Origin of the sequence: Streptomyces sp. NPDC018833 (assembly GCF_044390825.1) — a bacterium.
GTDB lineage: Bacteria > Actinomycetota > Actinomycetes > Streptomycetales > Streptomycetaceae > Streptomyces.
On sequence record NZ_JBIRZM010000006.1, the window covers coordinates 198,917 to 221,872 of the forward strand.

The following is a 22,956-nucleotide window of genomic DNA, read 5'->3' on the forward strand; positions in this document are numbered from 1 at the left end:
TCAACCCTGCCACGGGGGTCGGCCGATCCACGTAAACGCCTCCGCCGTCGGGTACGCGCCTACGCTGCGGCCGGTGCGCTCAGGGACGCAGGGCGCGCCGCATGGACCGGTGCGGGATCCCGGCGTCCAGGAACGCGGCCCCGTACGCCGCGTACCCGAGGCGCTCGTAGAAGCCGGTCGCATGGGTCTGCGCATGCAGGTCGACCGCCGCCAGACCCCGCTCGCGCGCCGCGTCCTCGATGGCGCGCACCAGGGCCACGCCCACCCCGAGCCCGCGCGCGTCCTTGGTCACCGCGAGCCGTCCGAGCGAGCCGACGGTGAGGTCGCCGCCGGTCCGGTCCGCGGCGGCCGCGCCGTGCAGCAGCCGGCCCGTGCCCAGCGGCACACCGTCCGCGCGGACCGCGAGGACGTGCACGGTGTCCGTGTCCTCGGCGTCGTACGCGTCGTACTCGATGTCCTCCGGCACCCGCTGCTCGGCGACGAAGACCGCCTTGCGGACGGCGAAGCACGCCTCCCGGTCGTCGGGGCCGATCGCGACCCGCACGGTGTACGCGCTCACGCGCTCTCCGCGGCGATCGTGTCCAGGGCCTGCTGGAGGTCGTCGGGGTACTCGCTCGCGAACTCCACCCACTGCCCGTCCGACGGGTGCTCGAATCCGAGCCGCACCGCGTGCAGCCACTGCCGGGTCAGCCCGAGCCTCTTGGCCATCGTGGGGTCGGCACCGTATGTCAGGTCGCCGACGCAGGGGTGGCGGTGGGCCGCCATGTGCACCCGGATCTGGTGCGTGCGGCCGGTCTCCAGCTTGATGTCCAGCAGCGACGCCGCTCGGAACGCCTCGATCAGGTCGTAGTGCGTCACCGACGGCTTGCCCTCGGCCGTGACCGCCCACTTGTAGTCGAGGCTGGGGTGCCGGCCGATGGGGGCGTCGATCGTGCCGCTCAGCGGATCGGGGTGGCCCTGCACGAGCGCGTGGTAGCGCTTGTCGACCGTACGGTCCCGGAACTGCTGCTTGAGCAGCGTGTACGCCCGCTCCGACTTGGCGACCACCATCAGCCCGGAGGTGCCGACGTCGAGCCGGTGCACGATGCCCTGGCGCTCGGCGGCTCCGGAGGTGGAGATGCGGTAGCCCGCCGCGGCGAGCCCGCCGATCACGGTGGTCCCGGTCCAGCCGGGGCTCGGGTGCGCGGCGACGCCGACCGGCTTCATGATCACGACGATGTCGTCGTCGTCGTGCACGATCTCCATGCCCTCGACGGGCTCGGCCACGATCTGCACCGGCGCGGGCGCCTGGGGCATCTCGACCTCGAGCCAGGCGCCGCCGCGCACCCGTTCGGACTTGCCGACGACCGAGCCGTCGACCTGCACCTTCCCGGCAGCGGCAAGCTCGGCCGCCTTCGTACGGGAGAACCCGAACATACGGGAGATGGCGGCGTCGACGCGCTCGCCCTCCAGGCCATCGGGTACGGGCAGGGTGCGGATCTCGGGAAGGGTACTCACCCGTCGAGTATGCCTTGTCAGTCCTTGTGGACGGTCCCGTCGGGATCCAGGCCCTTGAACGACAGCAGCACGATGAGCACTCCGCCGCAGACGATGGCGGCGTCCGCGAGATTGAACACGGCGAAGTGGGCGGGCGCGATGAAGTCCACGACCGCGCCCTCGAAGACGCCGGGAGACCGGAAGATCCGGTCCGTGAGGTTGCCGAGCGCACCGCCGAGCAGCAGGCCGAGCGCGATCGCCCAGGGCAGGCTGTACAGCTTGCGTGCCAGCCGGATGATCACGACGATCACGCTCGCCGCGATGAAGGTGAAGATGATGGTGAAGGCCTCGCCCATGCCGAAGGCGGCGCCCGGATTGCGCACCGCCTCGAACTTCAGCAGATCACCGATGATCTCGATCGGCTGGTGGTGCTCCAGCTTCTCCACCACGATGATCTTGCTGACGAGGTCCAGCAGATAGGCCACGAGGGCCACCACGAAGAGCGCGACGACCCTGCGCCGGCCATGAGGCCGCTCGGCAGGTGCCGCAGCCTCGTCGTCAACATCTGGCGTACCGATGATGCGCTCCGCCTCTGCCACGTGAGTCCCTCAACCTAGGTGCCTGACTGTGCACGAGGGTACGGCACCGGCGTGTCCACTCAGCCCCTCCGCTCCTGCTTCTGCTTGCACTCCACGCACAGGGTCGCGCGGGGGAACGCCTGCATCCGGGCCTTCCCGATCGGGTTGCCGCAGCTCTCGCAGAGACCGTAGGTCCCCGCGTCGAGTCGTAGCAGTGCCCGCTCGGTCTGCTCCAGCATCTCCCGGGCGTTCGCGGCCAGCGCCATCTCGTGCTCGCGCGTGATGTTCTTCGTGCCGGTGTCGGCCTCGTCGTCGCCGGCTCCGTCGCCGGACTCCCGCATGAGGCCGACGAGTGCCGTCTCCGACGAGGTGATCTCGGCGGCGAGGCGGGCCGCCTCGCCCGCGAGCTCCGCCCTCGCCTCGGCGACCTCCTCCGTCGTCCAGGGGTCCTCGCCGGGCCGTACCGCCAGCTCACCGGGCGGGGTCGCGGCCGCCGTGCGTGCGGTGGGCACCGCCACCGCGCTCCCGGCTCCGCCCGACACCTTGCCCGCGGTCTTCTTCGCTGCCACCGTCCTGGCTCCTGTCTGCTGTGCGGCCTCGGCCGCGGATGCGGCTTTCCTCGTGGCCTTCCTGGCCGCCGACCTCTTGGCGGCGGCCTGCTCCCCCGGCGTGGTCATGGTGGCCTCCGCCGTGACGACGGTGCCCGCACCGACCGCGCGGTCCTCGTTCCCCGCCCCCGCCCGGGCGGCGCGCATGCCCCGCCGGGCGGGCGTCTGCTTCTCCCCCACCGCCTTCTTCGCTCCTCGCTCGGCGGGGGCTTCCGGGGCGGGGGCTTCGGCGCGTGCGGCCTTCTTGGCCGGACGGGTCGCCTCCGCCTTTTTGACAACCCTCTTGACCGCCTTCCTGACTGCTTTCCTGACGGCCTTCGCGGGCGCGCCCGACTCGGCGACGGCTTCCCCGGCAAGGACCTTGCTGCGCGCGGCCTTCTTGGGCGGGGGCTCGTCGACGCCCCTCCCCACCCGGGACGCGGCAGCCGCGGTCCTGCCGTCCGTCTTTTCTACGGGCGCGGTCTTCTTCGGGGCCCCCTTCTTCGCGGACGCGGTCTTCTTCGGGGCCCCCTTCTTCGCGGGCGCGGCCTTCTTCGCTGGTGCCTTCTTCGCGGGCGTGACCGGCCGACCTGCCTCCGTGGCGTCCGCTCCCACCGCCTTCTTCGCCCCGCGCGCGGCGGCGGTCTTCTTCGCGGGCGCGGCCTTCTTCCCGGCCGCCTTCTTCCCGGCCGCCTTCTTCGCGGGCGCCTTCTTCGCGGGCGCGGTCTTCTCCGCAGGCGCCTTCTTCGCCGGTGCGGCCGGCTGACGCGCCTCCGTCGCGTCGGCCCCGACCGCCTTCTTCGCCCCGCGCGCGGCAGCACGAACGCGTGCCCCGCCGGCGGCCTTGCCGCCCGTGGTCTTCTTCGCCGTGCGACCGGCCATGGCGTCCGGGTGCTCGTCCGCCGGCGCCGCCGGTTCGGGGGGCCTCTTGCGGGGCGCGGCCCTGGAGCGCGCCGCCCTCGACGCGGCGGCGGAACGTGCTGACGCCGTCTTCTCGGCGGTCTTCTTCTCCACCATCACCGCGGCCCCTTCACATTTTGTGATCTTGCTCGCGAATCGTGCTGGGACGATAAATCGACACCAGCCCCGCGGCAACGGGGCACGCCGCCGGTTCGGCCCGTCCCGGGCTGCGAGGAGCCGGGCCTGCATCCGTTGTGCCCAGCTCGCCGCCCGGTAATCCGCCCGTCGCACCACGCACTGCTGCGGCGGCGGCCGTATGGCATTCGGGTCAACGCCACCAGGGCTCGGCGACCCGGCGAAAAGCGGTCGGCCGCCCCTCGCCGGGGCCCTTACACTGGGCGGAGCGAAAGGCGTGGATGGGGACGAGTAGCGGCGTACGCAGCCATGAGCGACCCGGGGACGGTGAGAGCCCGGGGGCGAGCGCGACGTGAAGCATCACCCCGGAGCCGCCGGAAGAAAGCCACGTATCTCCGTGGCCGGTAGAACCGGCGTCGCGACCCCAATGAGGGGGCGGTGACCTGTGCACCGCCAAGGAGGGTGGTACCGCGGAGGCCGCGCGAGCATCGGCTTTCGTCCCTCCGGACGGAACGACGAACAGTCCGCCGGAGGAGACGATGACACCGCCGCAGTACCGCCAGGTGCCCGCTCAGGTAGATCTGCCCGCGCTCGAGCACGCCGTGCTCGACTTCTGGCGCGAGAGCAAGATCTTCGCGAAGAGCCTGGAGCAGTCCGAGGGCCGCCCCGAGTGGGTGTTCTACGAGGGCCCGCCCACGGCCAACGGCATGCCCGGTGCCCACCACATCGAGGCCCGCGTCTTCAAGGACGTCTTCCCCCGCTTCCGCACCATGCGCGGCTTCCACGTCGCCCGCAAGGCCGGCTGGGACTGCCACGGTCTGCCCGTCGAGCTCGCCGTCGAGAAGGAGCTCGGCTTCTCCGGCAAGAAGGACATCGAGGCGTACGGCATCGCGGAGTTCAACGCCAGGTGCCGCGAGTCGGTGACCCGCCATACGGACGCGTTCGCCGAGCTCACGACCCGTATGGGCTACTGGGTCGACCTCGACGACGCGTACCGCACGATGGACCCGGACTACGTCCAGTCGGTGTGGTGGTCACTGAAGGAGATCTTCGGCAAGGGCCTGCTGGTCCAGGACCACCGCGTCGCGCCCTGGTGCCCGCGCTGTGGCACGGGACTGTCGGACCACGAGCTGGCGCAGGGCTACGAGACGGTCGTCGACCCCTCGGTCTTCGTGCGCTTCCCGCTGACCTCCGGCCCTCTCGCCGGCGAGGCCGCCCTGCTGGTCTGGACGACGACCCCGTGGACCCTGGTGTCCAACACGGCCGTCGCCGCGCACCCCTCCGTCCGTTACGTCGTCGCGACGAACGGCGAGGAGAAGCTCGTCGTCGCCGAGCCGTTGCTCCAGAAGGCACTCGGTGAGGGCTGGGAGGCCACCGGGCGGACGTTCACCGGCGCGGAGATGGAGCGCTGGACGTACGACCGTCCCTTCCAGCTCGTCGAGTTCCCGGCCCAGGCGCACTACGTCGTCAACGCCGACTATGTGACGACCGAGGACGGTACGGGTCTGGTCCACCAGTCCCCCGCCTTCGGTGAGGACGACCTCAAGGTCTGCCGCGCCTATGGTCTGCCGGTGGTCAACCCGGTCCGTCCCGACGGCACCTTCCAGGAGGACGTCCCGCTGGTCGGCGGCGTCTTCTTCAAGAAGGCCGACGAGGCGCTCACTGCGGACCTCCAGGCCCGTGGGCTGCTGTTCCGGCACACCCCCTACGAGCACAGCTACCCGCACTGCTGGCGCTGCCACACCGCGCTGCTCTACTACGCGCAGCCGTCCTGGTACATCCGCACCACGGCCGTCAAGTACCGGCTGCTCGCGGAGAACGAGGCGACCAACTGGTTCCCGGACTCCGTCAAGCAGGGCCGCTACGGGGACTGGCTCAACAACAACATCGACTGGGCGCTGTCCCGCAACCGGTACTGGGGCACCCCGTTGCCGATCTGGCGCTGCGAGGACGACCACCTCACCTGCGTCGGCTCGCTCGCGGAGCTGTCCGAGCTGACCGGCACCGACCAGTCGGGCCTGGACCCGCACCGCCCGTTCATCGACGAGGTCACCTTCGCCTGCCCGCAGGACGGCTGCGGGCACACCGCGACGCGCGTGCCGGAGGTGATCGACGCCTGGTACGACTCGGGCTCGATGCCGTTCGCGCAGTGGGGCTACCCGTACAAGAACAAGGAGATCTTCGAGAAGCGCTACCCGGCGCAGTTCATCTCGGAGGCGATCGACCAGACGCGCGGGTGGTTCTACACGCTGATGGCCGTCGGGACGCTGGTCTTCGACAAGTCCTCGTACGAGAACGTGGTGTGCCTCGGCCACATCCTTGCCGAAGACGGCCGCAAGATGTCCAAGCATCTGGGCAACATCCTCCAGCCGATCCCGTTGATGGACCAGCACGGCGCCGACGCGGTGCGCTGGTTCATGGCGGCCGGCGGCTCCCCGTGGGCGGCGCGCCGGGTGGGCCACGGCACGATCCAGGAGGTCGTCCGCAAGACGCTGCTGACGTACTGGAACACGGTCGCCTTCCAGGCGCTGTACGCCCGCACGTCGAACTGGGCGCCGTCGGCGGCCGATCCGGCGCCGGCCGAGCGTACGGTCCTGGACCGCTGGCTGCTCTCCGAGTTGCACGCGCTGGTGGACCAGGTCACCCAGGCCATGGAGGCGTACGACACCCAGCGAGCCGGCAAGCTCCTCTCCGCGTTCGTGGACGACCTGTCGAACTGGTACGTCCGCCGCTCGCGCCGCCGCTTCTGGCAGGGCGACGCCTCGGCGCTGCGCACGCTGCACGACGTGATCGAGACCGTCACCCGGCTGATGGCCCCGCTGACGCCGTTCATCACCGAGCGGGTGTGGCAGGACCTGATCGTCCCCGTGGCGCCGGACGCGCCGGAGTCGGTGCACCTGTCGGCGTGGCCGGTCGCGGACCTGGACGCGATCGACCCGACCCTCTCGTCCCAGATGGCCCTGGTGCGCCGCCTGGTCGAGCTGGGCCGCGCGACGCGTGCCGAATCGGGCGTGAAGACCCGCCAGCCGCTGTCCCGCGCCCTGGTGGCGGCGACCGGCTTCTCCGCGCTCTCCGACGAGCTCCAGGCCCAGATCACGGAGGAGCTGAACGTCTCCTCGCTCGCGTCGCTGTCGGAGGTGGGAGGCTCGCTGGTCGACACGACGGCGAAGGCGAACTTCCGCGCGCTGGGCAAGCGTTTCGGCAAGGGCGTCCAGGACGTGGCGAAGGCGGTGGCGGCGGCGGACGCGGCGGTGCTGTCCCTGGCGCTGCGCTCGGGCGAGGCCACGCTGGAGGTGGGCGGCGAGACGATCACGCTGTCCCCGGAGGAGGTCATCATCACGGAGACGCCGCGTGAGGGCTGGTCGGTGGCCTCCGACTCGGGCGCGACGGTCGCCCTGGACCTGGAGATCACTCCGGAGCTGCGGCGGGCGGGCCTGGCCCGTGACGCGATCCGCCTGATCCAGGAGGCGCGCAAGAACAGCGGCCTGGACGTCGCGGACCGGATCGCACTGCGGTGGGTCTCGACGGACGCGGAGGTGTCCTCGGCCCTGGCGGACCATGCGTCGCTGATCGCGGAAGAGGTGCTGGCGACGGACTTCGCGGAGGGTGAGGCGGACGAGTCGTACGGCTCGCCCTTCGAGGACGAGGGCCTGTCGCTGACGTTCCGCCTCCGCAAGGCGTAACGCGCGGCGAGCGCGTCGGCGCAGCGGGCCCGGCCACATGTTGGTGTGTGGCCGGGCCCGCCCTCCTCCCACGGCCTGGTGGCCGTGGGAGGTGCCCCCATCCCGAACCGGGGGAAGGCCCCGGACCCCGTACCGCCTTCGCACGGTGTTCCGGGGGCTCCGCCCCCGCCCCGAGCCTCAACCGCCGGCGGGCTCGTTTCGCTGCGCGAGGTCAGCCCGCCCGAAAGCGCCCCTACACCTGGCGGCGTGGGCCCACCCGTGGCCGCAAGGCCGTAGGGGGCGTCCGGGGACACCGCCCGAAGCCCGGTACGAGGTCCGGGACCACAGCCCCGAGCGACGCCTGAAGCCCCACACGGGTCCGGGAGCACGCAACCCCAAGCACCCCCGAAACCCCATACAGGTCCGCGAGCGCAGCCCGCAGCAACCCCCGAAACGTTCCTCCGGTTCGACCGCCGAGCCACGCTTCTTCACCGTCAGGTTGCCGACCTCCCGCTCCCTGAGCAGGGCCTTCAGCTTCTTGAGGTTGAAGGGCAGCGCATCGGTGATCTCGTACGCCGTCGCGTACGGCGTCGGACGCAGCTCGTCCGACGTGACGTAGGCGATCGTCGCGTCGATCAGGCCCCCGCCGACGTCCTCGGCGACCTCGGCGACCAGGTGGGCGCGGATCACCGCGCCGTCGGGCTCGTAGAGATAGCGGCCGACCGCGCCGACGGCGGGGTCGGGCAGGCCGCGGCCGGTCAGGGTGTGCGGACCGGGGGGTCCGGGACCCCGAGCACCCCCGAAACCCGGCCCGCGAGCGCAGCCCCGAGCAACCCCCGACGCCCCAAACCGGTCCCGGAACGCAACCCCGAGCAACCCCCGAAAGGCGCTGCGGGGTCCGGGAGCGCAGCCCGAGCACCCCCGAAACCCGGCCCGGGAACGCAGCCCGAGGTCCGAAGGGCGCTGCAAGGTCCGGGAGCGCAGCCCCGGTTGGAAGGGGCGGGAGGGGAAGCGCTCCGCGCAGCGGCCACGCGGCCACGCCGCACCCGCAGCGCAGGCCCGCCGACGCGCGCAAAAGGCCGGGCCCTGGACGTGGGACACGTCCAGGGCCCGGCCTCGCAGTCTGCCGACGGCTACGCGCGCTTGGCGCGCAGCCCCGTCAGTTGTCGTCCTCGTCGATCAGGAAGCCACGCATCGGCGACGGCGCCTGCTGCATCGGCTGCGGCGCCTGCGGCCGCACCGGTGCCATCGGCTGGGTCATCGCGGGCGACATCTGCTGCTGGCCTCCGTACGACGGACCCGACGGCGAAGGGCCGTGGCCGCCCATCGTCTGGTTGCCGCCGTAGGACGGCGCGCTCGCACCGGCCGGGGCCATGGAGGGCGCCGGGGACGGCGGCAGCGACGCGGTCGCCGGAGTGCGCGGCGGCGCCAGCGAGTCGTCGGACTGGGTCTCCAGCTGACGCAGCTGGCTCTCCAGGTACGACTTCAGACGCGTGCGGTACTCGCGCTCGAAGCCCCGCAGGTCCTCGACCTTGCGCTCCAGCGTGGCGCGCGCGGACTCCAGCGAGCCCATCGCGACGCGGTGCTTCTCCTGGGCGTCCCGCTCAAGGGCGTCGGCCTTGGCCCGGGCGTCGCGCTCGAGACCTTCGGCGCGCGAACGCGCCTCGCCGACGATCTTGTTGGCCTCGGAGCGGGCCTCGGCGATCGCCTGGTCGGCGGTCTGCTGGGCGAGCGAGAGCACACGTGCGGCGCTGTCGCCGCCGGGACTCTGACCCATCGGGCCGCCCTGCGGGCCGCCGTGACCGCCCATGGGGCCGCCCATACCCATGGGGCCGCCCTGCATCGGACCGGGGCCCATCGGGCCGCCGGGACCCTGGGGGCCGCCGTGGCTGGGACCGGCCGGCAGCTGAGGCGCTCCACCGGGCAGCTGGGGCGGACCCATCTGCGGGGGCTGCTGCTGGACCGGCGGTCCGGATATGGCGGCGGGCACCGGTGCCCCCGGACCCCGGCCGTCCTGCGGCTCCGGCGGCTTGCGCATGCCCTGCTGCTGCTGGTTCTGCGCCGCCGCACGGGTCGCCGCGGCCAGCTTGGCGCGCAGGTCCTCGTTCTCGCGGAGCAGGCGGGTCAGTTCGGCCTCGACCTCGTCAAGGAAGGCATCGACCTCGTCCTCGTCATAGCCTTCTCGGAGGCGGACGGTCGTGAACTGCTTGTTCCGCACGTCCTCGGGGGTCAGCGGCATCTCTTCTTCACCTCTACGTAGTCGTCGGCAGTCGGCAGGACCGTATCGCTCACATCGAGTTCCCCACTCCACGAACGATGGAGATCAGGATGTAGACGATGATCATCAGAACGAAGAAGGACAGGTCGAGTGCCACGCCCCCGAGACGCAGCGGCGGGATGAACCGCCGCAGAAGCTTGAGCGGTGGATCGGTGACAGTGTAGGTGGCCTCCAGAACGACCACCATCGCCTTACCGGGTTGCCATGAACGGGCGAACTGGAAGACGTAGTCCATGACCAGCCGGAAGATCAGCACGACAAGGAAGCACATCAGCGCGATGTAGACCACATCCAATGCGACGCCCATCCCGCGCTTCCCTCTCCCCTGGCTCTCGTGGTACCGGCCTTGCGGCCGGCTCGTTCCCGGTGTCGTTCTCAGCTCTGGTTGAAGAATCCGCCCTCTGCGATGCGGGCCTTGTCCTCCGCCGTGACATCGACGTTAGCAGGAGACAACAGGAACACCTTCTGCGTAACTCTCTCAATGCTGCCATGCAGACCGAAGACGAGTCCCGCGGCAAAGTCGACAAGTCGCTTCGCATCGGTGTCGTCCATCTCCGTGAGGTTCATGATCACAGGGGTGCCCTCGCGGAAGTGTTCCCCGATGGTACGGGCCTCGTTGTAGGTCCGCGGGTGCAGTGTGGTGATGCGGTAAGGCTCCCGCTCGGACACGACCTTGGGCATGATCACCGGCGCGTTCTTCTCCAGGCTCGGACGTTCAGGTGTGATGGATGCCACGGGCGCGATGCGCGCCGGGCGCCCGCTCTCGGCGGACAGGGGGACCGGCTCTCGCTGCGCGGGCGGCACCACCGCCCGGACGGGCTCTTCCCGCTCGACCTGGTGCGGGGGCTGGTGCCGCCGGTGCTCCCGCTCCGGCTCCGGCTCGGGTTCGAAGTCGTCATCGGGGTCGAAGCCCCGGCCGTCGTACCCATCGTCCTCCACGAGGCCGAGGTAGACCGCCATCTTGCGCATCGCGCCGGCCATTCTCTGAGTCCTCCGCTCTGTGGTGGATCGGCATTCGTCACCAAGTGCCCGCGATCCACTCGGTCTGCCCGCTTTGTGCGGAAATGACCATATTTTCTGCTGTGGTCCGACTTGCTTCGCGACGTTACCCGAGCCTGGGTCGGACTCCGAGTACCGCGGTGCCGACGCGCACATGTGTCGCCCCGGCCGCCACGGCCTGCTCAAGGTCCGCACTCATCCCTGCTGACACCATGTTCGCAGCCGGATGGACCACGCGCAGGCCGGATGAGAATTCCATCAGTCGCTCGAACGCCGCCTGTTGCCGTCCCGCGTACGGTCCGGCGAGTGGCGCGACGGTCATCAGCCCGTCGAGCCGCAGTCCTGGCGAGTCCGCGATCGCTGCGGCCAACTCCTCGATGCCGTCCGGCGCGACGCCGCCGCGCGCCCCCTGCTGCCCCGACTCGGCGTCCAGGGCCACCTGCACAAGGCAGCCGAGTTCGCGTTCGGCTCGCTCGGCGGCCGCCGACAGTGCGGAGACGAGCCTGAGCCGGTCGACGGACTGCACGATATCGGCATAACTAGCCACAGAACGGACCTTGTTGGTCTGCAACTGACCCACGAAGTGCCACGTGAGATCCAGATCCGCGCAGGCGGCGGCCTTCGGGGCCGCGTCCTGGTCGCGGTTCTCCGCCACATTCCGCACCCCCAGTTCATGGAGGAGGCGAACATCGTCGGCCGGGTAGGTCTTGGTGACCACGATGAGGGTCACCTCATCCCGCGCGCGGCCGGCGGCCGCGCAGGCGGCGGCGATCCGTTCCTCCACCTTCGCGAGATTCTCGGCGAGTTCGGTTCTGCGGTCCGTCATGCCTCTTCCCGGTCCTTGTCTTCCCGGCCTTCGAGGTCTTCCCGGCCCTCGAGCCAGACGTATCCGGCGAGCCGTCCGGTGGTCCGGTCGCGGCGGTACGAGTAGTGGTCGCCCGACTCGCGTGTGCAGACCGGCGATCGGCGCAGGTCCGTTACGCCGAGTGCGGTCAGTTGGGCATGCACCGCGGCGGTGACGTCGACGGCAGGGGTGCCCCAGCTGGTCTCGGACCAGGCGGCAGGTTCCGCTTGGGCCACTTCCGCCCGCATCTGCTCGGGTACTTCGTAACAGCGACCGCAAATGGCGGGTCCGGTACGAGCAATGATCCGCTCCGGTTCGGCGCCGAGCGATCTCATGGCCTCGACGGTCGCCGGGACGATGCCGGCGATCGTTCCGGCGCGGCCGGCGTGCGCCGCACCCACGACGCCGGCGACCGGGTCGGCGAGCAGAACGGGCGTGCAGTCGGCGGTGAGCACCGCGAGCGCGAGTCCGCGCCGGGCGGTCACCACGCCGTCGACCGACGGGATCGCCGCGTCCCCCCACGGTCCGTCGACCTCGGCCACGTCCCTGCCGTGGACCTGGTTCATCCAGACGACCCCGGCCGGGTCGAGTCCGAGTGCCTCGGCGGCGATCGCGCGGTTGGTCCGCACGGCCTCGGGGTCGTCGCCGACCGCACCACCGAGGTTGAGTTCCTCGTACGGAACGGCGCTCACCCCGCCCCACCTGTCGGTGAAGGCGAAATGCGCGCCGCTCTCGTCTATCGCGTCGTGCTGCACTGTCACTTCAGGAAGTCCGGAACATCCAGCTCTTCGGCCTGGGTGTCGTACGGACGGGCCGAGGGCACCTGCGGCGAGGCGCCCGACTGGTCGCTCGCGACCGGGGCCGGCTCGGCGGGGGCCTGGGACTCCTCGCGTACGGGCACGGTGCCGAGGCCGCTCGTGGAACGGGAGCTCTCGGTCCGCTGCGGGGCCGCGGGCTCCTCGCGCTTGGCGGAGGCGGAGCCGATCACGTTCTCCCGGCGGGTTGGGGGCTGGCCGCCGTCGAAGCCGGCTGCGATGACGGTGACGCGCACCTCGTCGCCGAGCGCGTCGTCGATGACCGCACCGAAGATGATGTTCGCCTCGGGGTGGGCGGCCTCGCTGACCAGCTGGGCAGCCTCGTTGATCTCGAAGAGGCCGAGGTCGCTGCCGCCGGAGATGGACAGCAGCACACCGCGGGCGCCGTCGATGGACGCCTCCAGCAGCGGCGAGGAGATCGCCATCTCGGCCGCCGCCACCGCACGGTCGTCGCCGCGGGCGGAGCCGATGCCCATGAGCGCCGATCCCGCCTCGGACATCACGGACTTGACGTCGGCGAAGTCAAGGTTGATCAGACCGGGGGTGGTGATGAGGTCGGTGATGCCCTGGACACCCGACAGCAGCACCTGGTCCGCCGACTTGAAGGCGTCGAGGACGCTCACCTGGCGGTCCGAGATGGACAGCAGCCGGTCGTTGGGGATGACGATGAGGGTGTCGACCTCTTCGCGGAGCTCGGCGATTCCGTCCTCCGCCTGGTTCGCGCGCCTGCGGCCCTCGAACGTGAAGGGGCGGGTGACGACGCCGATGGTCAGGGCGCCCAGCGAGCGGGCGATGTTGGCGACGACGGGTGCGCCGCCGGTGCCGGTGCCGCCGCCTTCGCCTGCGGTGACGAAGACCATGTCGGCCCCCTTGAGGACCTCCTCGATCTCCTCGCGGTGGTCCTCTGCCGCCTTGCGACCGACTGCCGGGTTGGCTCCGGCGCCGAGGCCTCGGGTGAGTTCACGGCCCACGTCGAGCTTGACGTCGGCGTCGCTCATCAACAGCGCTTGCGCGTCCGTGTTGATCGCGATGAACTCGACGCCCTTGAGACCGACCTCGATCATTCGGTTGATGGCATTGACACCACCGCCGCCGACACCGATGACCTTGATGACTGCGAGGTAGTTCTGCGGTGCTGCCACGTCGAAGGCCTCTCGCCTCGATTTACGTGTCGCCGCCTCGCGGGGCTGCGCTGCGACGACTGATGTCGAATGGGTACGGCTCGACCAATCTGACTGCCGACCCGAACCCTAACGGTGAAGTTTAGGGTTACCAGTGTGTCTGTTCCCTTGACTCTTCCGAACAGGACACTAAGTCGACAAGTGGCGCACGTTCAACGAACACGCCGAGCCTCCCGTTTTTCTTTTCACCCTATGTGATCACGCCCAGCCATGCCCAACCAGGGTGCTGGCCTGGGCAAATGTGCGTCAACTCCCCGATACCGCAGGGGCGGTGGGGGCACTTACGTCGAAGTGGCGGGCGGCGGGCACGGCTTTCATCAGCGCTGTGAGTGTGCGAGCCTTCGCCTCCCCCTCCTCCGAGCTGCCCCACAGCACGGTGCGACCGCCCTTCATCTCAAGGGAGATGCGGTCGTACGACCGCACGTCCACGGTGGTCAGATCGCGGAGGATCCGGGCGGGCAGATCGCCCCGGACCCGGACCGCCTCGGCGATCAGTCGGCCGGTGCCGAAGCGCTTCACGCTCGGGGAGCCGGCGGTCGTCAACTCCAGTCGCGGGACGCCCTTCGGGGCGGTCTCGACGGTCGCGAACCGGACGCTCTTGGCGTCCACTTCGATGAACTTTCCGCTCTTTTCGAGCACCAGGACCGGCTTGCGCTCCGTCACCTTCAGACCGATTCCGTGCGGCCACGACCGTACGACGTCGACCGAGTCGATGCGCGGCAGCTTCTGACGCAACCGCGCCTCGATGGCGTCCGTGTCGACGGCGATCAGCGGGGCGCCGATCGGCACCGCCGCCACCTCTTGGACCTGCTGGGGGGTGAGCACCTCGGTCCCGCTGATGCTCACGTGCTCGGCGCGAAGCCACTGGGAGCCGTACAGGACCCAGGTCGCTCCCGCGACCAGGAGGACGGCCGCGACGGCGACGGCCAGCGCGCGCGAGCCCGGCCTGCGACGGCGACCGCCGCCCTCGTCCTGGCGGGGCGGCCGGACCGATCCGTCGGATCCTGCGGATCCGTCACGGGGGTTTCGTGCACCGCGCTCGGCGGTGGTCGGTCCGGCCACGCTCCCTGCCTCCTCACGCCTGGCGGCGTGCAGCAATCGCCTCGTACACCATGCCGACGAGGAGCTCGTCGGCGTCCCGGCGGCCGAACTCGGCGGCCGCACGCGACATCTCGTAGAGCCGGTGGGGATCGGCGAGCACCGGAAGGACGTTGCCCTGGACCCACTCGGGGGTCAGCTCGGCGTCGTCGACCAGCAGTCCACCGCCCGCCTTGACCACCGGCTGGGCGTTCAGCCGCTGTTCGCCGTTGCCGATCGGCAGTGGGACGTACGCGGCGGGCAGGCCCACGGCGGAGAGTTCGGCGACGGTCATCGCGCCCGCGCGGCAGAGCATCATGTCGGCCGCGGCGTACGCGAGATCCATCCGGTCCACGTACGGTACCGGCACATAGGGCGGCATCCCGGGCATGTTGTCCACGTGCGGCAGTTCGTTCTTGGGGCCGACCGCGTGCAGGATCTGGATGCCGGAGCGCTGGAGCACCGGGGCGATCTGCTGGATGACCTCGTTGAGGCGGCGGGCGCCCTGCGAGCCGCCGGACACCAGCAGCGTCGGCAGGTTGGGGTCGAGACCGAAGGCCGCGCGGGCCTCGGGCCGCACCCGGGCGCGGTCGAGCGTCGCGATGGAGTGGCGCAGCGGGATGCCGATGTAGCGGGAGTTGCGCAGCTTGCTGTCGGGGGTGGCGACGGCCACCCCGGCGGCGTACCGCGAACCGATCTTGTTGGCCAGGCCGGGGCGGGCGTTGGCCTCGTGGACGACGATCGGCACACCGAGGCGCTTGGCCGCGAGGTAGCCGGGCAGGGCGACGTAGCCGCCGAAGCCGACGACACAGTCGGCCTTGGTGCGCTCCAGGATCTGCTCGGCGGCCTTGATGGTGCCGCGCAGCCGCCCGGGAACGGTGATCAGCTCGGGCGTGGGCTTGCGTGGCAGGGGTACGGCGGGGATGAGCGCCAGCTCGTAGCCGCGTTCGGGAACGAGCCTGGTCTCCAGTCCGCGCTCCGTGCCGAGGGCCGTGATCCCCACGGCCGGGTCCTGCCTGCGCAGGGCGTCCGCGAGGGCGAGCGCGGGCTCGATGTGGCCGGCGGTCCCCCCGCCGGCGAGTACGACATGCACCGAAATTCACCGCTCTCCGGACGGACGCTTCTTGACGCGCCGTCTCATCGACTTCCATCTCACCCCAGGCCTCCGCGTGGCCAGGGCCGCTTTCGCGGCGGGATCCTGTCGCGCGAAGGCGATCAGCAGCCCGACGGCGAACATCGTCGGCAGCAGGGCCGACCCACCGTAGGAGAACAGCGGGAGCGGGACGCCGGCGATCGGCAGCAGACCGAGCACCGCACCGATGTTGATCACGGCCTGGGCCGTGATCCAGGTGGTCACACCTCCCGCTGCGTACCTCACGAAGGGGTCCTCCGTGCGTCCGGCAACGCGGATACCCGCATAGCCTAGAGCCGCGAACAACGCGACCACCGACAGCGTCCCCGCGAGGCCCAGTTCCTCCCCGGCGACGGCGAAGATGAAGTCGGTGTGCGGTTCAGGCAGTTGACCCCATTTTTCCACACTTGCGCCGAGACCGGAACCGAACCATCCGCCAGAGGCAAGAGCATAGATGCCGTGCACGGCCTGCCAGCACTCGCCTTTGGGTCCGAGGTCGGTGGCACCCATGCATTCGAGCCGGGACATGCGGTTCTCGTTGGTCCTGATCAGCAGCAGACCGACGAACCCGGCGATGCCGAGGACCCCGGCGAACAGGCGGGTGGGAGCTCCCGCCAGCCACAGCAGACCGAAGAGGATGGCGGCGAGGATGATCGACGTGCCCATGTCGCCGCCGAGCATGATGAGCCCGAGGAGCAGGAACGCGACGGGGACGAGCGGGACGAGCAGGTGTTTCCACTGGGTCAGCAGCCGCTTGTCCTGCTTGCGGGCGAGCAGATCCGCGCCCCAGAGGATCAGCGCGAGCTTGCCGAATTCACTGGGCTGGAGCTGGAAGGGCCCGCCCAGGTAGATCCAGTTCTGGTTGCCGTTGACCGCATGCCCTATCCCCGGGACCTGTACGAGGACCATCAGGAACACCGCGCCAACGAGCAGCGGGTAGGACAGCGCGCGGTGCAGCTTGACCGGCATCCGGGAGGCGAGGAACAGCAGCCCGGCGCCGATGAGGGCCGCGAGGAACTGCTTACGGAAGAAGTACGAGGCGGGGAGGGAGTACTCCAGCGCCTGGATCATGGACGCGGAGTAGACCATGACGAGGCCGAGCACGGTGACGAGCAGGCTGCTGCCCAGGATGAGGTAGTACGCGGTGAGGGGCCGGTCCCAGGCCCTGCGCGCCTGCTCGTACAGCCGCCGGGGGCCGCGGGGTGCGCGAGGCGCCTTGGGGGCGCGGGAGCTCCCGCCGCCAAGGGCGCTCGGCCGAGGCACGTCGGCCCGGATACGGCTGCGCAGGGCGAGCTGCCCGCCGGGGCCGCCGGGGCCGGCTGCGCCGGCAAAGGCGGGGACGGGCCCGGCGAGAAGTCCTGTCCCCAGGCTCCGCGTGGTGGCCCGCCACACCGCGGCGATACGCCGGACCCGCTCCAGCGCCACGGGCGGGACATAGCCCGGCGGAGCCGGGACAGCGGGGACCGGGGCGACGCCGCCGTCGGACAAGGGCGCAGGAGACGGCCTGCGCAGCCCAGCGGCCCCGGCGTCACCCTGCGGAGCCGGGCGAGCCCACGGGGCCGATGCGGTCGGCGGGAGCGGCGCGGCGCTCCCCGTAGGGGTCGCGTTCCCGGTCGTGCTGGGCGGCATCGTCGCTGTCCCCTCCAGTCGTGCCCGGCGGCAGCCGGACCTGGCGGCTGTCAGCCCTGCTCGGCGGCGAGTGCGCGGACCGCTTCCGCGAAAGCCTCGCCTCGCTCGTTGTAGTTGGTGAACATGTCCATCGAGGCGCAGGCCGGGGCCAGCAGAACCGTGTCGCCGGGCCGGGCGAGCGAGGCAGCCTCGGCCACCGCTGCGGACATCGCCCCAGTGTCGGTCCGCTCGAGGTCGACGACCGGGACCTCAGGGGCGTGTCGCGCGAGGGCTTCCCGTACGAGGGCGCGGTCGGCGCCGATCAGGACCACACCCCGCAGCCGCTCCGCCGACGTGGCGACCAGCTCGTCGAACGTGGCCCCCTTCGCCAGTCCTCCGGCGATCCAGACGATCGGGTCGTACGCGGCCAGAGAGGCTTGTGCGGCATGGGTGTTGGTGGCCTTGGAATCGTCGATGTACGCGACACCGCCGACGTCCGCCACGTGCTCGATGCGGTGCGCGTCGGGGCGGAAGGCGCGCAGGCCGTCCCGTACGGCCGCGGGCGGGACGCCGAAGGCGCGGGCGAGCGCCGCGGCCGCCAGCGCGTTGGCGATGTTGTGCGGCGCGGGCGGGTTGACGTCGGACACCTCGGCGAGCTCCTGCGCCTGCTTCTGCCGGTTCTCGACGAAGGCGCGGTCGACGAGGATGCCTTCCACGATGCCGAGTTGGGACGGCCCGGGGGTGCCCAGCGTGAAGCCGATGGCCCGGCAGCCCTCCTCCACGTCCGCCTCGCGCACCAGGGCCTCGGTGGCGGGGTCGGCCACGTTGTAGACGCAGGCGACCGTGTTGCCCTCGTAGATCCGGCCCTTGTCAGCGGCGTACGCCTGCATGGAGCCGTGCCAGTCGAGGTGGTCGGGTGCGAGGTTGAGGACCACGGCGGAGTGGGCGCGCAGCGAGGGTGCCCAGTGGAGCTGGTAGCTGGAGAGTTCGACGGCGAGCACGTCGTACGGCTCGTCGCCGAGCACGACGTCGATGATCGGCGTGCCGATGTTTCCGATGGCGGCGGTCCGCAGGCCCGCGGCGGTGAGGATGGAGGCGAGCATCCGCGTCGTGGTCGTCTTGCCGTTGGTGCCGGTGACGCCGAGCCACGGCGCCGCGCCGGGGCCGCGGAGCCGCCAGGCGATCTCGACGTCGCCGACGACGTCCACACCCGCCTTCGCCGCCGCCTCGAAGAGCGGGCTGGAGGGCTTCCAGCCGGGCGAGGTGACCACCAGGTCGGTGCCCTCGGGCAGCGTCTGGGCGTCGCCGAGACGCACCGCGACGCCCAGCTCGGCCAGTTCCGCGGCGCGTGTACGGAGCGCGTCGCTGTCACCGCCGTCCACGACGGTGACGACCGCGCCGAGGCCGGCCAGGGCGCGCGCGGCACTGATGCCGCTCACACCGAGGCCGGCGACGGTGATGTTCCTGCCCTGCCAGTCGCTCACTTGTCAGCTGCCCATCCCGCGTAGAAGAGGCCCAGACCCACGATCACGCACATACCCTGAATGATCCAGAAGCGGACCACCACCAGGACTTCGGACCACCCCTTGAGCTCGAAATGGTGCTGCAGGGGTGCCATGCGGAAGACGCGCCTACCGGTCATCTTGAACGAACCGACCTGGATCACCACGGACATGGTGATGAGGACGAACAGTCCGCCGAGAAGGGCGAGCAGGAACTCGGTACGGGAGCAGATCGCCAGGCCCGCGAGCGCGCCGCCGAGCGCGAGCGAGCCGGTGTCGCCCATGAAGATCTTGGCGGGTGAGGTGTTCCACCACAGGAAGCCGAAGCAGGAGCCCATCAGCGCGGAGGCGACCACCGCGAGGTCGAGCGGATCTCGTACCTCGAAGCAGGCGTTGGGATTGGTCAGCGTCACCGCGTTGGCGCAGGACTCCTGGAACTGCCAGAGGCCGATGAAGGTGTACGCGCCGAAGACCATCACCGAGGCGCCGGTGGCAAGGCCGTCGAGGCCGTCGGTCAGGTTCACGCCGTTGGACATGGCGAGGATCATGAACAGCGCCCAGACGACGAAAAGCACCGGGCCGATGGACCAGCCGAAGTCGGTGATGAACGACAGCTTGGTGGAGGCCGGGGTGTTGCCGCGGCTGTCGGCGAACTGCAGTGACAGCACGGCGAAGGCGATGCCGACGATCAGCTGTCCGGCCATCTTCGCCTTGGCGCGCAGACCGAGCGAGCGCTGCTTGACGATCTTGATGTAGTCGTCGAGGAAGCCGACGAGGCCCATGCCCGCCATGAGGAACAGCACCAGCACGCCCGAGAACGTCGGGTCCTCACCGGTGATGACCTTGGCGAGGGCGTACGCGATGAGCGTGGCCAGGATGAAGGAGATGCCGCCCATGGTGGGCGTGCCCTTCTTGCTGCCGTGCGTGCGCGGGCCGTCGTCGCGGATGAACTGCCCGTATCCCTTGCGAGCCAGCAGTTTGATCAGCAGCGGGGTACCGATCAGGGTCAGGAAGAGACCGATGGCTCCCGCGAACAGGATCTGCCTCATCGGACGGCTCCCTCACCCTCGAAGCTGTCGAAGCCCTCGAGCAGAGCCTGCGCGATCCGCTCCAGACCGACCGACCTGGAAGCCTTCACCAGCACGACGTCTCCCGGGCGCAATTCCTTGCGCAACAGGTCGACCGCCGCCTGCGCGTCGGACACGTGCACCGACTCCTCACCCCACGAACCCTCGTTGTATGCGCCCAGTTGCAACCAGGACGCTTCCCTGCCCCCGACCGCGACGAGCCTGCCGACATTGAGCCGGACGGCGAGCCGTCCGACCGCGTCGTGCTCGGCGAGCGCCTCGTCCCCGAGCTCGGCCATCTGACCGAGCACCGCCCACGTACGGCCTCCCTTCGCCCGCGCGGCTTCCCCCATGGCCGCCAGTGCGCGGAGGGCGGCTCGCATGGACTCCGGGTTCGCGTTGTAGGCGTCGTTGACGATCGTCACGCCGTCCGGACGCTCGGTGACCTCCATGCGCCAGCGGGAGAGGGTGCCCGCTTCGGAGAGCGCGAGGGCGATCTCGTCGACAGGCATGCCCAGCTCATGGGCGACGGCGGCCGCGGCGAGCGCGTTCGACACGTGGTGCTCACCGTACAGCCGCATGGTCACGTCGCTGCACCCGGTGGGTGTGTGGAGCGTGAAGGAGGGCTGTCCCTGCTCCGTGAGCCGGACATTCTCGGCACGCACGGCGGCGTCGGCGGCCTCGCCGAAGAGCAGCACGCGGGCTCCGGTGCGCGACGCCATGGCGCGAACCAGCGGGTCGTCGGCGTTGAGCACGGCCACGCCGTCCTCCGGCAGGGCTTCCACGAGCTCGCCCTTGGCCTGGGCGATCTGCTCGCGGCCGCCGAACTCGCCGATGTGCGCGGTGCCGACGTTGAGCACCAGGCCGATCCGGGGCGGGGTGAGGCCGGTGAGGTACCGGATGTGGCCGATTCCGCGCGCACCCATCTCCAGCACGAGGTGCTCGGTGTCCTCGGTCGCGGTCAGGGCGGTGAGGGGGAGGCCGATCTCGTTGTTCAGGGAGCCGGGGGTCCAGACCGTGGGCGCCTTGCGCTGGAGCACCTGGGCGATCAGGTCCTTGGTGCTGGTCTTGCCGGCCGACCCGGTCAGTGCGACGACGTGGGTGCCGAGCCGTTCGACGACGGCGCGTGCCAGGCGGCCGAGCGCGGCCTGGACGTCGTCGACGACGATCGCGGGTACGCCGACGGGCCGTTCGGCGAGGACGGCGGCCGCGCCCGCGGCCACCGCTCGCTCGGCGTAGTCGTGGCCGTCGGCGTTCTCGCCCTGGAAGGCGGCGAACAGGCCGCCGGGTTCCACGGCCCGGGAGTCGATGACGACGGAGCCGGTCACCAAGGTGGCCGGATCCGGTATGTCGTACGACTGCCCGCCGACGATTTCGGCGATCTCGGCGAGGGAGAGGGCGATCACTGGGTCATCCCTGACTGTTCTCGTTTTCGGTGGCGCTGTGCTCCGGGCTGCCTGCGGCGCCCTGCGCCACGATGGCGGCACGCAGTACCTGGCGGTCGTCGAACGGACGGACCACTCCGGCGATGTCCTGGCCCTGTTCGTGGCCCTTGCCGGCGACGAGGACGGTGTCACCGGGGAGGGCGCGGGCGACGGCGGCGGCGATCGCCGCGGCGCGGTCGGCCTCGACCAGGACGTCGCCGCGCTCGTGGATCGGCACCTCGGCGGCGCCCGCGAGCATGGCGGCGAGGATCGCGAGAGGGTCCTCGGAGCGCGGGTTGTCGGAGGTCAGTACGGCGGTGTCGGCCAGGCGCGCGACTGCGGCGCCCATCGGTCCGCGCTTGGTCACATCGCGTTCGCCGCCGCAGCCGAGGACGACGTGGAGGCGGCCCTCGGTGACCTTGCGCAGGGAGCGCAGCACCGATTCGACGGCGTCGGTCTTGTGGGCGTAGTCGACGACGGCGAGGTACGGCTGGCCCGCGTCGACGCGCTCGAGACGGCCGGGCACACCGGGCACAACGGCGATGCCGTCGGCGGCGGTCTGAGGTTCGATTCCGGCCACGGCGAGCGTGACGATCGCCGCCAGCGTGTTGGCGACGTTGAACGTCCCGGGCAGCGGTGCCTCGGCCCGCACCCGCTCGCCCTTGGGGCCGACGGCGGTGAACGTCGATCCGGTCGCGCCGACTTCGACGTCCTCGGCCCGCCAGTCGGCGTCCGGGTGGCCCTCGGCGGAGAAGGTGGTGACCGGCACGGTCGCCTCCGCCACGAGCCTGCGGCCGTACTCGTCGTCGAAGTTCACGACCCCTTCCCGGCTGCGGCGCGGCGTGAACAGCTGCGCCTTGGCCTGGAAGTAGTCGTCCATGCCGGAGTGGAACTCCATGTGCTCCGGGCTGAGGTTGTTGAAGAGGGCGACGTCGAAGACGCAGCCGTCGACCCGGCCGAGCACCAGGGCGTGGCTGGAGACCTCCATGGCGACCGAGTCCACGCCGCGTTCGCGCATCACGGCGAACAGGGCCTGCAGGTCGGTCGCTTCGGGGGTGGTGCGCTCGGACTTGATGCGCTCGTCGCCGATGCGCATCTCGACGGTGCCGATCAGCCCGGTGGCGCGGCCGGCCCCGCGCAGGCCGCCCTCGACGAGGTAGGCCGTGGTGGTCTTGCCGGAGGTACCGGTGATGCCGATCTGCAGGAGGTGCTCACCGGGCCGTCCGTAGATCTCGGCGGCGAGTTCGCCCATCCGGCCGCGCGGGTTGTCGGTGACCAGGACCGGCAGTCCGGTGGCCGCGGCGCGTTCGGCGCCCGCTTCGTCGGTGAGGACGGCGGCGGCCCCGAGGTCGGCGGCCTGCGGCGCGAAGTCGGCTCCGTGGAAACGGGCGCCGGGCAGGGCGGCGTACACATCACCGGGACGTACGGCCCGCGAGTCGTGGGTGATGCCGGTGATCGCTCCCCGGGCCCGCGTCTGCACCCCCAGCCGGGCGGCCAGCTCCCCGAGGTCGGTCGGGCGGGGCCGGGCCGGGCGGGGCGCTCCCGGGTGTTTCGCGGGCTCGTCCTGCTGGGCGGTTCGGTACTGATCAGCGTGTGGCACGGCGGTGAGCGTACCGGGCACAGGCGGCCCGGGGGAAAAAGAGGGGGCGCCTGTGGCCCGGTTCCCGGGCTCGGGGGTGATCGTTGTCACT

General features: G+C 70.9%; 18 protein-coding genes and 1 pseudogene. 1 reads left to right on the forward strand and 18 read right to left on the reverse strand.

Annotation, left to right across the window (positions count from 1 at the left end):
• Positions 1 to 79 precede the first annotated feature (79 nt).
• From ACH5AF_RS15065 to ACH5AF_RS15080, 4 genes are read right to left on the reverse strand one after another with little or no spacing between them, the layout of a single operon-like run.
• On the reverse strand, positions 80 to 559 hold the full coding sequence (locus ACH5AF_RS15065) for a GNAT family N-acetyltransferase (RefSeq protein ID WP_398902089.1): 480 nt from the start codon (positions 557 to 559) through the stop codon (positions 80 to 82).
• On the reverse strand, positions 556 to 1,497 hold the full coding sequence (locus ACH5AF_RS15070) for an RluA family pseudouridine synthase (protein ID WP_398902090.1): 942 nt from the start codon (positions 1,495 to 1,497) through the stop codon (positions 556 to 558). The genes ACH5AF_RS15065 and ACH5AF_RS15070 overlap by 4 nt, the downstream gene beginning before the upstream one ends.
• A 17-nt stretch (positions 1,498 to 1,514) precedes the next feature.
• Positions 1,515 to 2,075: a signal peptidase II gene (gene lspA / locus ACH5AF_RS15075; RefSeq protein WP_398902091.1), complete on the reverse strand. Its 561-nt coding sequence runs from the start codon at positions 2,073 to 2,075 to the stop codon at positions 1,515 to 1,517.
• 59 nt (positions 2,076 to 2,134) lie between these two features.
• Positions 2,135 to 3,658 (reverse strand): TraR/DksA family transcriptional regulator, encoded by a 1,524-nt coding sequence (locus tag ACH5AF_RS15080; RefSeq protein ID WP_398902092.1) that lies wholly within the window; start codon positions 3,656 to 3,658, stop codon positions 2,135 to 2,137.
• Between the two features lie 557 nt (positions 3,659 to 4,215).
• Between ACH5AF_RS15080 and ileS the strand changes: the two genes are divergently transcribed.
• Positions 4,216 to 7,359, forward strand: a complete 3,144-nt coding sequence (ileS, locus tag ACH5AF_RS15085; RefSeq protein WP_398902093.1) for an isoleucine--tRNA ligase — start codon at positions 4,216 to 4,218, stop codon at positions 7,357 to 7,359.
• A gap of 435 nt (positions 7,360 to 7,794) precedes the next feature.
• Here ileS and ACH5AF_RS15090 read toward each other — a convergent pair.
• From ACH5AF_RS15090 to ACH5AF_RS15155, 14 genes and pseudogenes are all read right to left on the reverse strand, one after another.
• Positions 7,795 to 8,115: pseudogene (locus ACH5AF_RS15090) on the reverse strand (SAM-dependent methyltransferase); the annotation flags it as partial.
• A 382-nt stretch (positions 8,116 to 8,497) separates the two neighbouring features.
• Positions 8,498 to 9,577 carry a DivIVA domain-containing protein gene (locus ACH5AF_RS15095; RefSeq protein ID WP_398902094.1) on the reverse strand — a complete coding sequence of 360 codons (1,080 nt, stop codon included), beginning with the start codon at positions 9,575 to 9,577 and terminating at the stop codon, positions 8,498 to 8,500.
• Positions 9,578 to 9,626: 49 nt separating this feature from the next.
• Entirely contained in the window at positions 9,627 to 9,923 is a 297-nt protein-coding gene (locus ACH5AF_RS15100) for a YggT family protein (protein WP_398902095.1), read from the reverse strand.
• Positions 9,924 to 9,991: 68 nt separating this feature from the next.
• Positions 9,992 to 10,597 (reverse strand): cell division protein SepF, encoded by a 606-nt coding sequence (locus tag ACH5AF_RS15105; protein WP_398902096.1) that lies wholly within the window; start codon positions 10,595 to 10,597, stop codon positions 9,992 to 9,994.
• 124 nt (positions 10,598 to 10,721) lie between these two features.
• Positions 10,722 to 11,441, reverse strand: a complete 720-nt coding sequence (locus ACH5AF_RS15110; RefSeq protein WP_398902097.1) for a YggS family pyridoxal phosphate-dependent enzyme — start codon at positions 11,439 to 11,441, stop codon at positions 10,722 to 10,724.
• Positions 11,438 to 12,220 carry a peptidoglycan editing factor PgeF gene (gene pgeF, locus ACH5AF_RS15115; protein ID WP_398902098.1) on the reverse strand — a complete coding sequence of 261 codons (783 nt, stop codon included), beginning with the start codon at positions 12,218 to 12,220 and terminating at the stop codon, positions 11,438 to 11,440. The genes ACH5AF_RS15110 and pgeF overlap by 4 nt, the downstream gene beginning before the upstream one ends.
• Complete coding sequence (gene ftsZ, locus ACH5AF_RS15120) at positions 12,217 to 13,416, reverse strand: cell division protein FtsZ (protein ID WP_398902099.1); 1,200 nt, start codon at positions 13,414 to 13,416, stop codon at positions 12,217 to 12,219. The genes pgeF and ftsZ overlap by 4 nt, the downstream gene beginning before the upstream one ends.
• 285 nt (positions 13,417 to 13,701) lie before the next feature.
• A complete protein-coding gene (locus ACH5AF_RS15125; protein ID WP_398902100.1) occupies positions 13,702 to 14,517 on the reverse strand; it encodes a cell division protein FtsQ/DivIB in 816 nt (271 codons plus the stop codon).
• 13 nt (positions 14,518 to 14,530) lie between these two features.
• Positions 14,531 to 15,625, reverse strand: coding sequence for an undecaprenyldiphospho-muramoylpentapeptide beta-N-acetylglucosaminyltransferase (gene murG / locus ACH5AF_RS15130; protein ID WP_398902101.1), 1,095 nt, complete (start codon positions 15,623 to 15,625; stop codon positions 14,531 to 14,533).
• Between the two features lie 6 nt (positions 15,626 to 15,631).
• Positions 15,632 to 17,293, reverse strand: coding sequence for a putative lipid II flippase FtsW (ftsW, locus tag ACH5AF_RS15135; protein WP_398902102.1), 1,662 nt, complete (start codon positions 17,291 to 17,293; stop codon positions 15,632 to 15,634).
• A gap of 50 nt (positions 17,294 to 17,343) precedes the next feature.
• On the reverse strand, positions 17,344 to 18,756 hold the full coding sequence (gene murD / locus ACH5AF_RS15140) for a UDP-N-acetylmuramoyl-L-alanine--D-glutamate ligase (protein ID WP_398902103.1): 1,413 nt from the start codon (positions 18,754 to 18,756) through the stop codon (positions 17,344 to 17,346).
• Positions 18,753 to 19,823 (reverse strand): phospho-N-acetylmuramoyl-pentapeptide-transferase, encoded by a 1,071-nt coding sequence (mraY, locus tag ACH5AF_RS15145; RefSeq protein ID WP_215180993.1) that lies wholly within the window; start codon positions 19,821 to 19,823, stop codon positions 18,753 to 18,755. The genes murD and mraY overlap by 4 nt, the downstream gene beginning before the upstream one ends.
• Entirely contained in the window at positions 19,820 to 21,247 is a 1,428-nt protein-coding gene (gene murF, locus ACH5AF_RS15150) for a UDP-N-acetylmuramoyl-tripeptide--D-alanyl-D-alanine ligase (RefSeq protein ID WP_398902104.1), read from the reverse strand. The genes mraY and murF overlap by 4 nt, the downstream gene beginning before the upstream one ends.
• A 4-nt stretch (positions 21,248 to 21,251) precedes the next feature.
• Positions 21,252 to 22,955, reverse strand: coding sequence for a UDP-N-acetylmuramoyl-L-alanyl-D-glutamate--2,6-diaminopimelate ligase (locus ACH5AF_RS15155; protein WP_398902105.1), 1,704 nt, complete (start codon positions 22,953 to 22,955; stop codon positions 21,252 to 21,254).
• Position 22,956 lies beyond the last annotated feature (1 nt).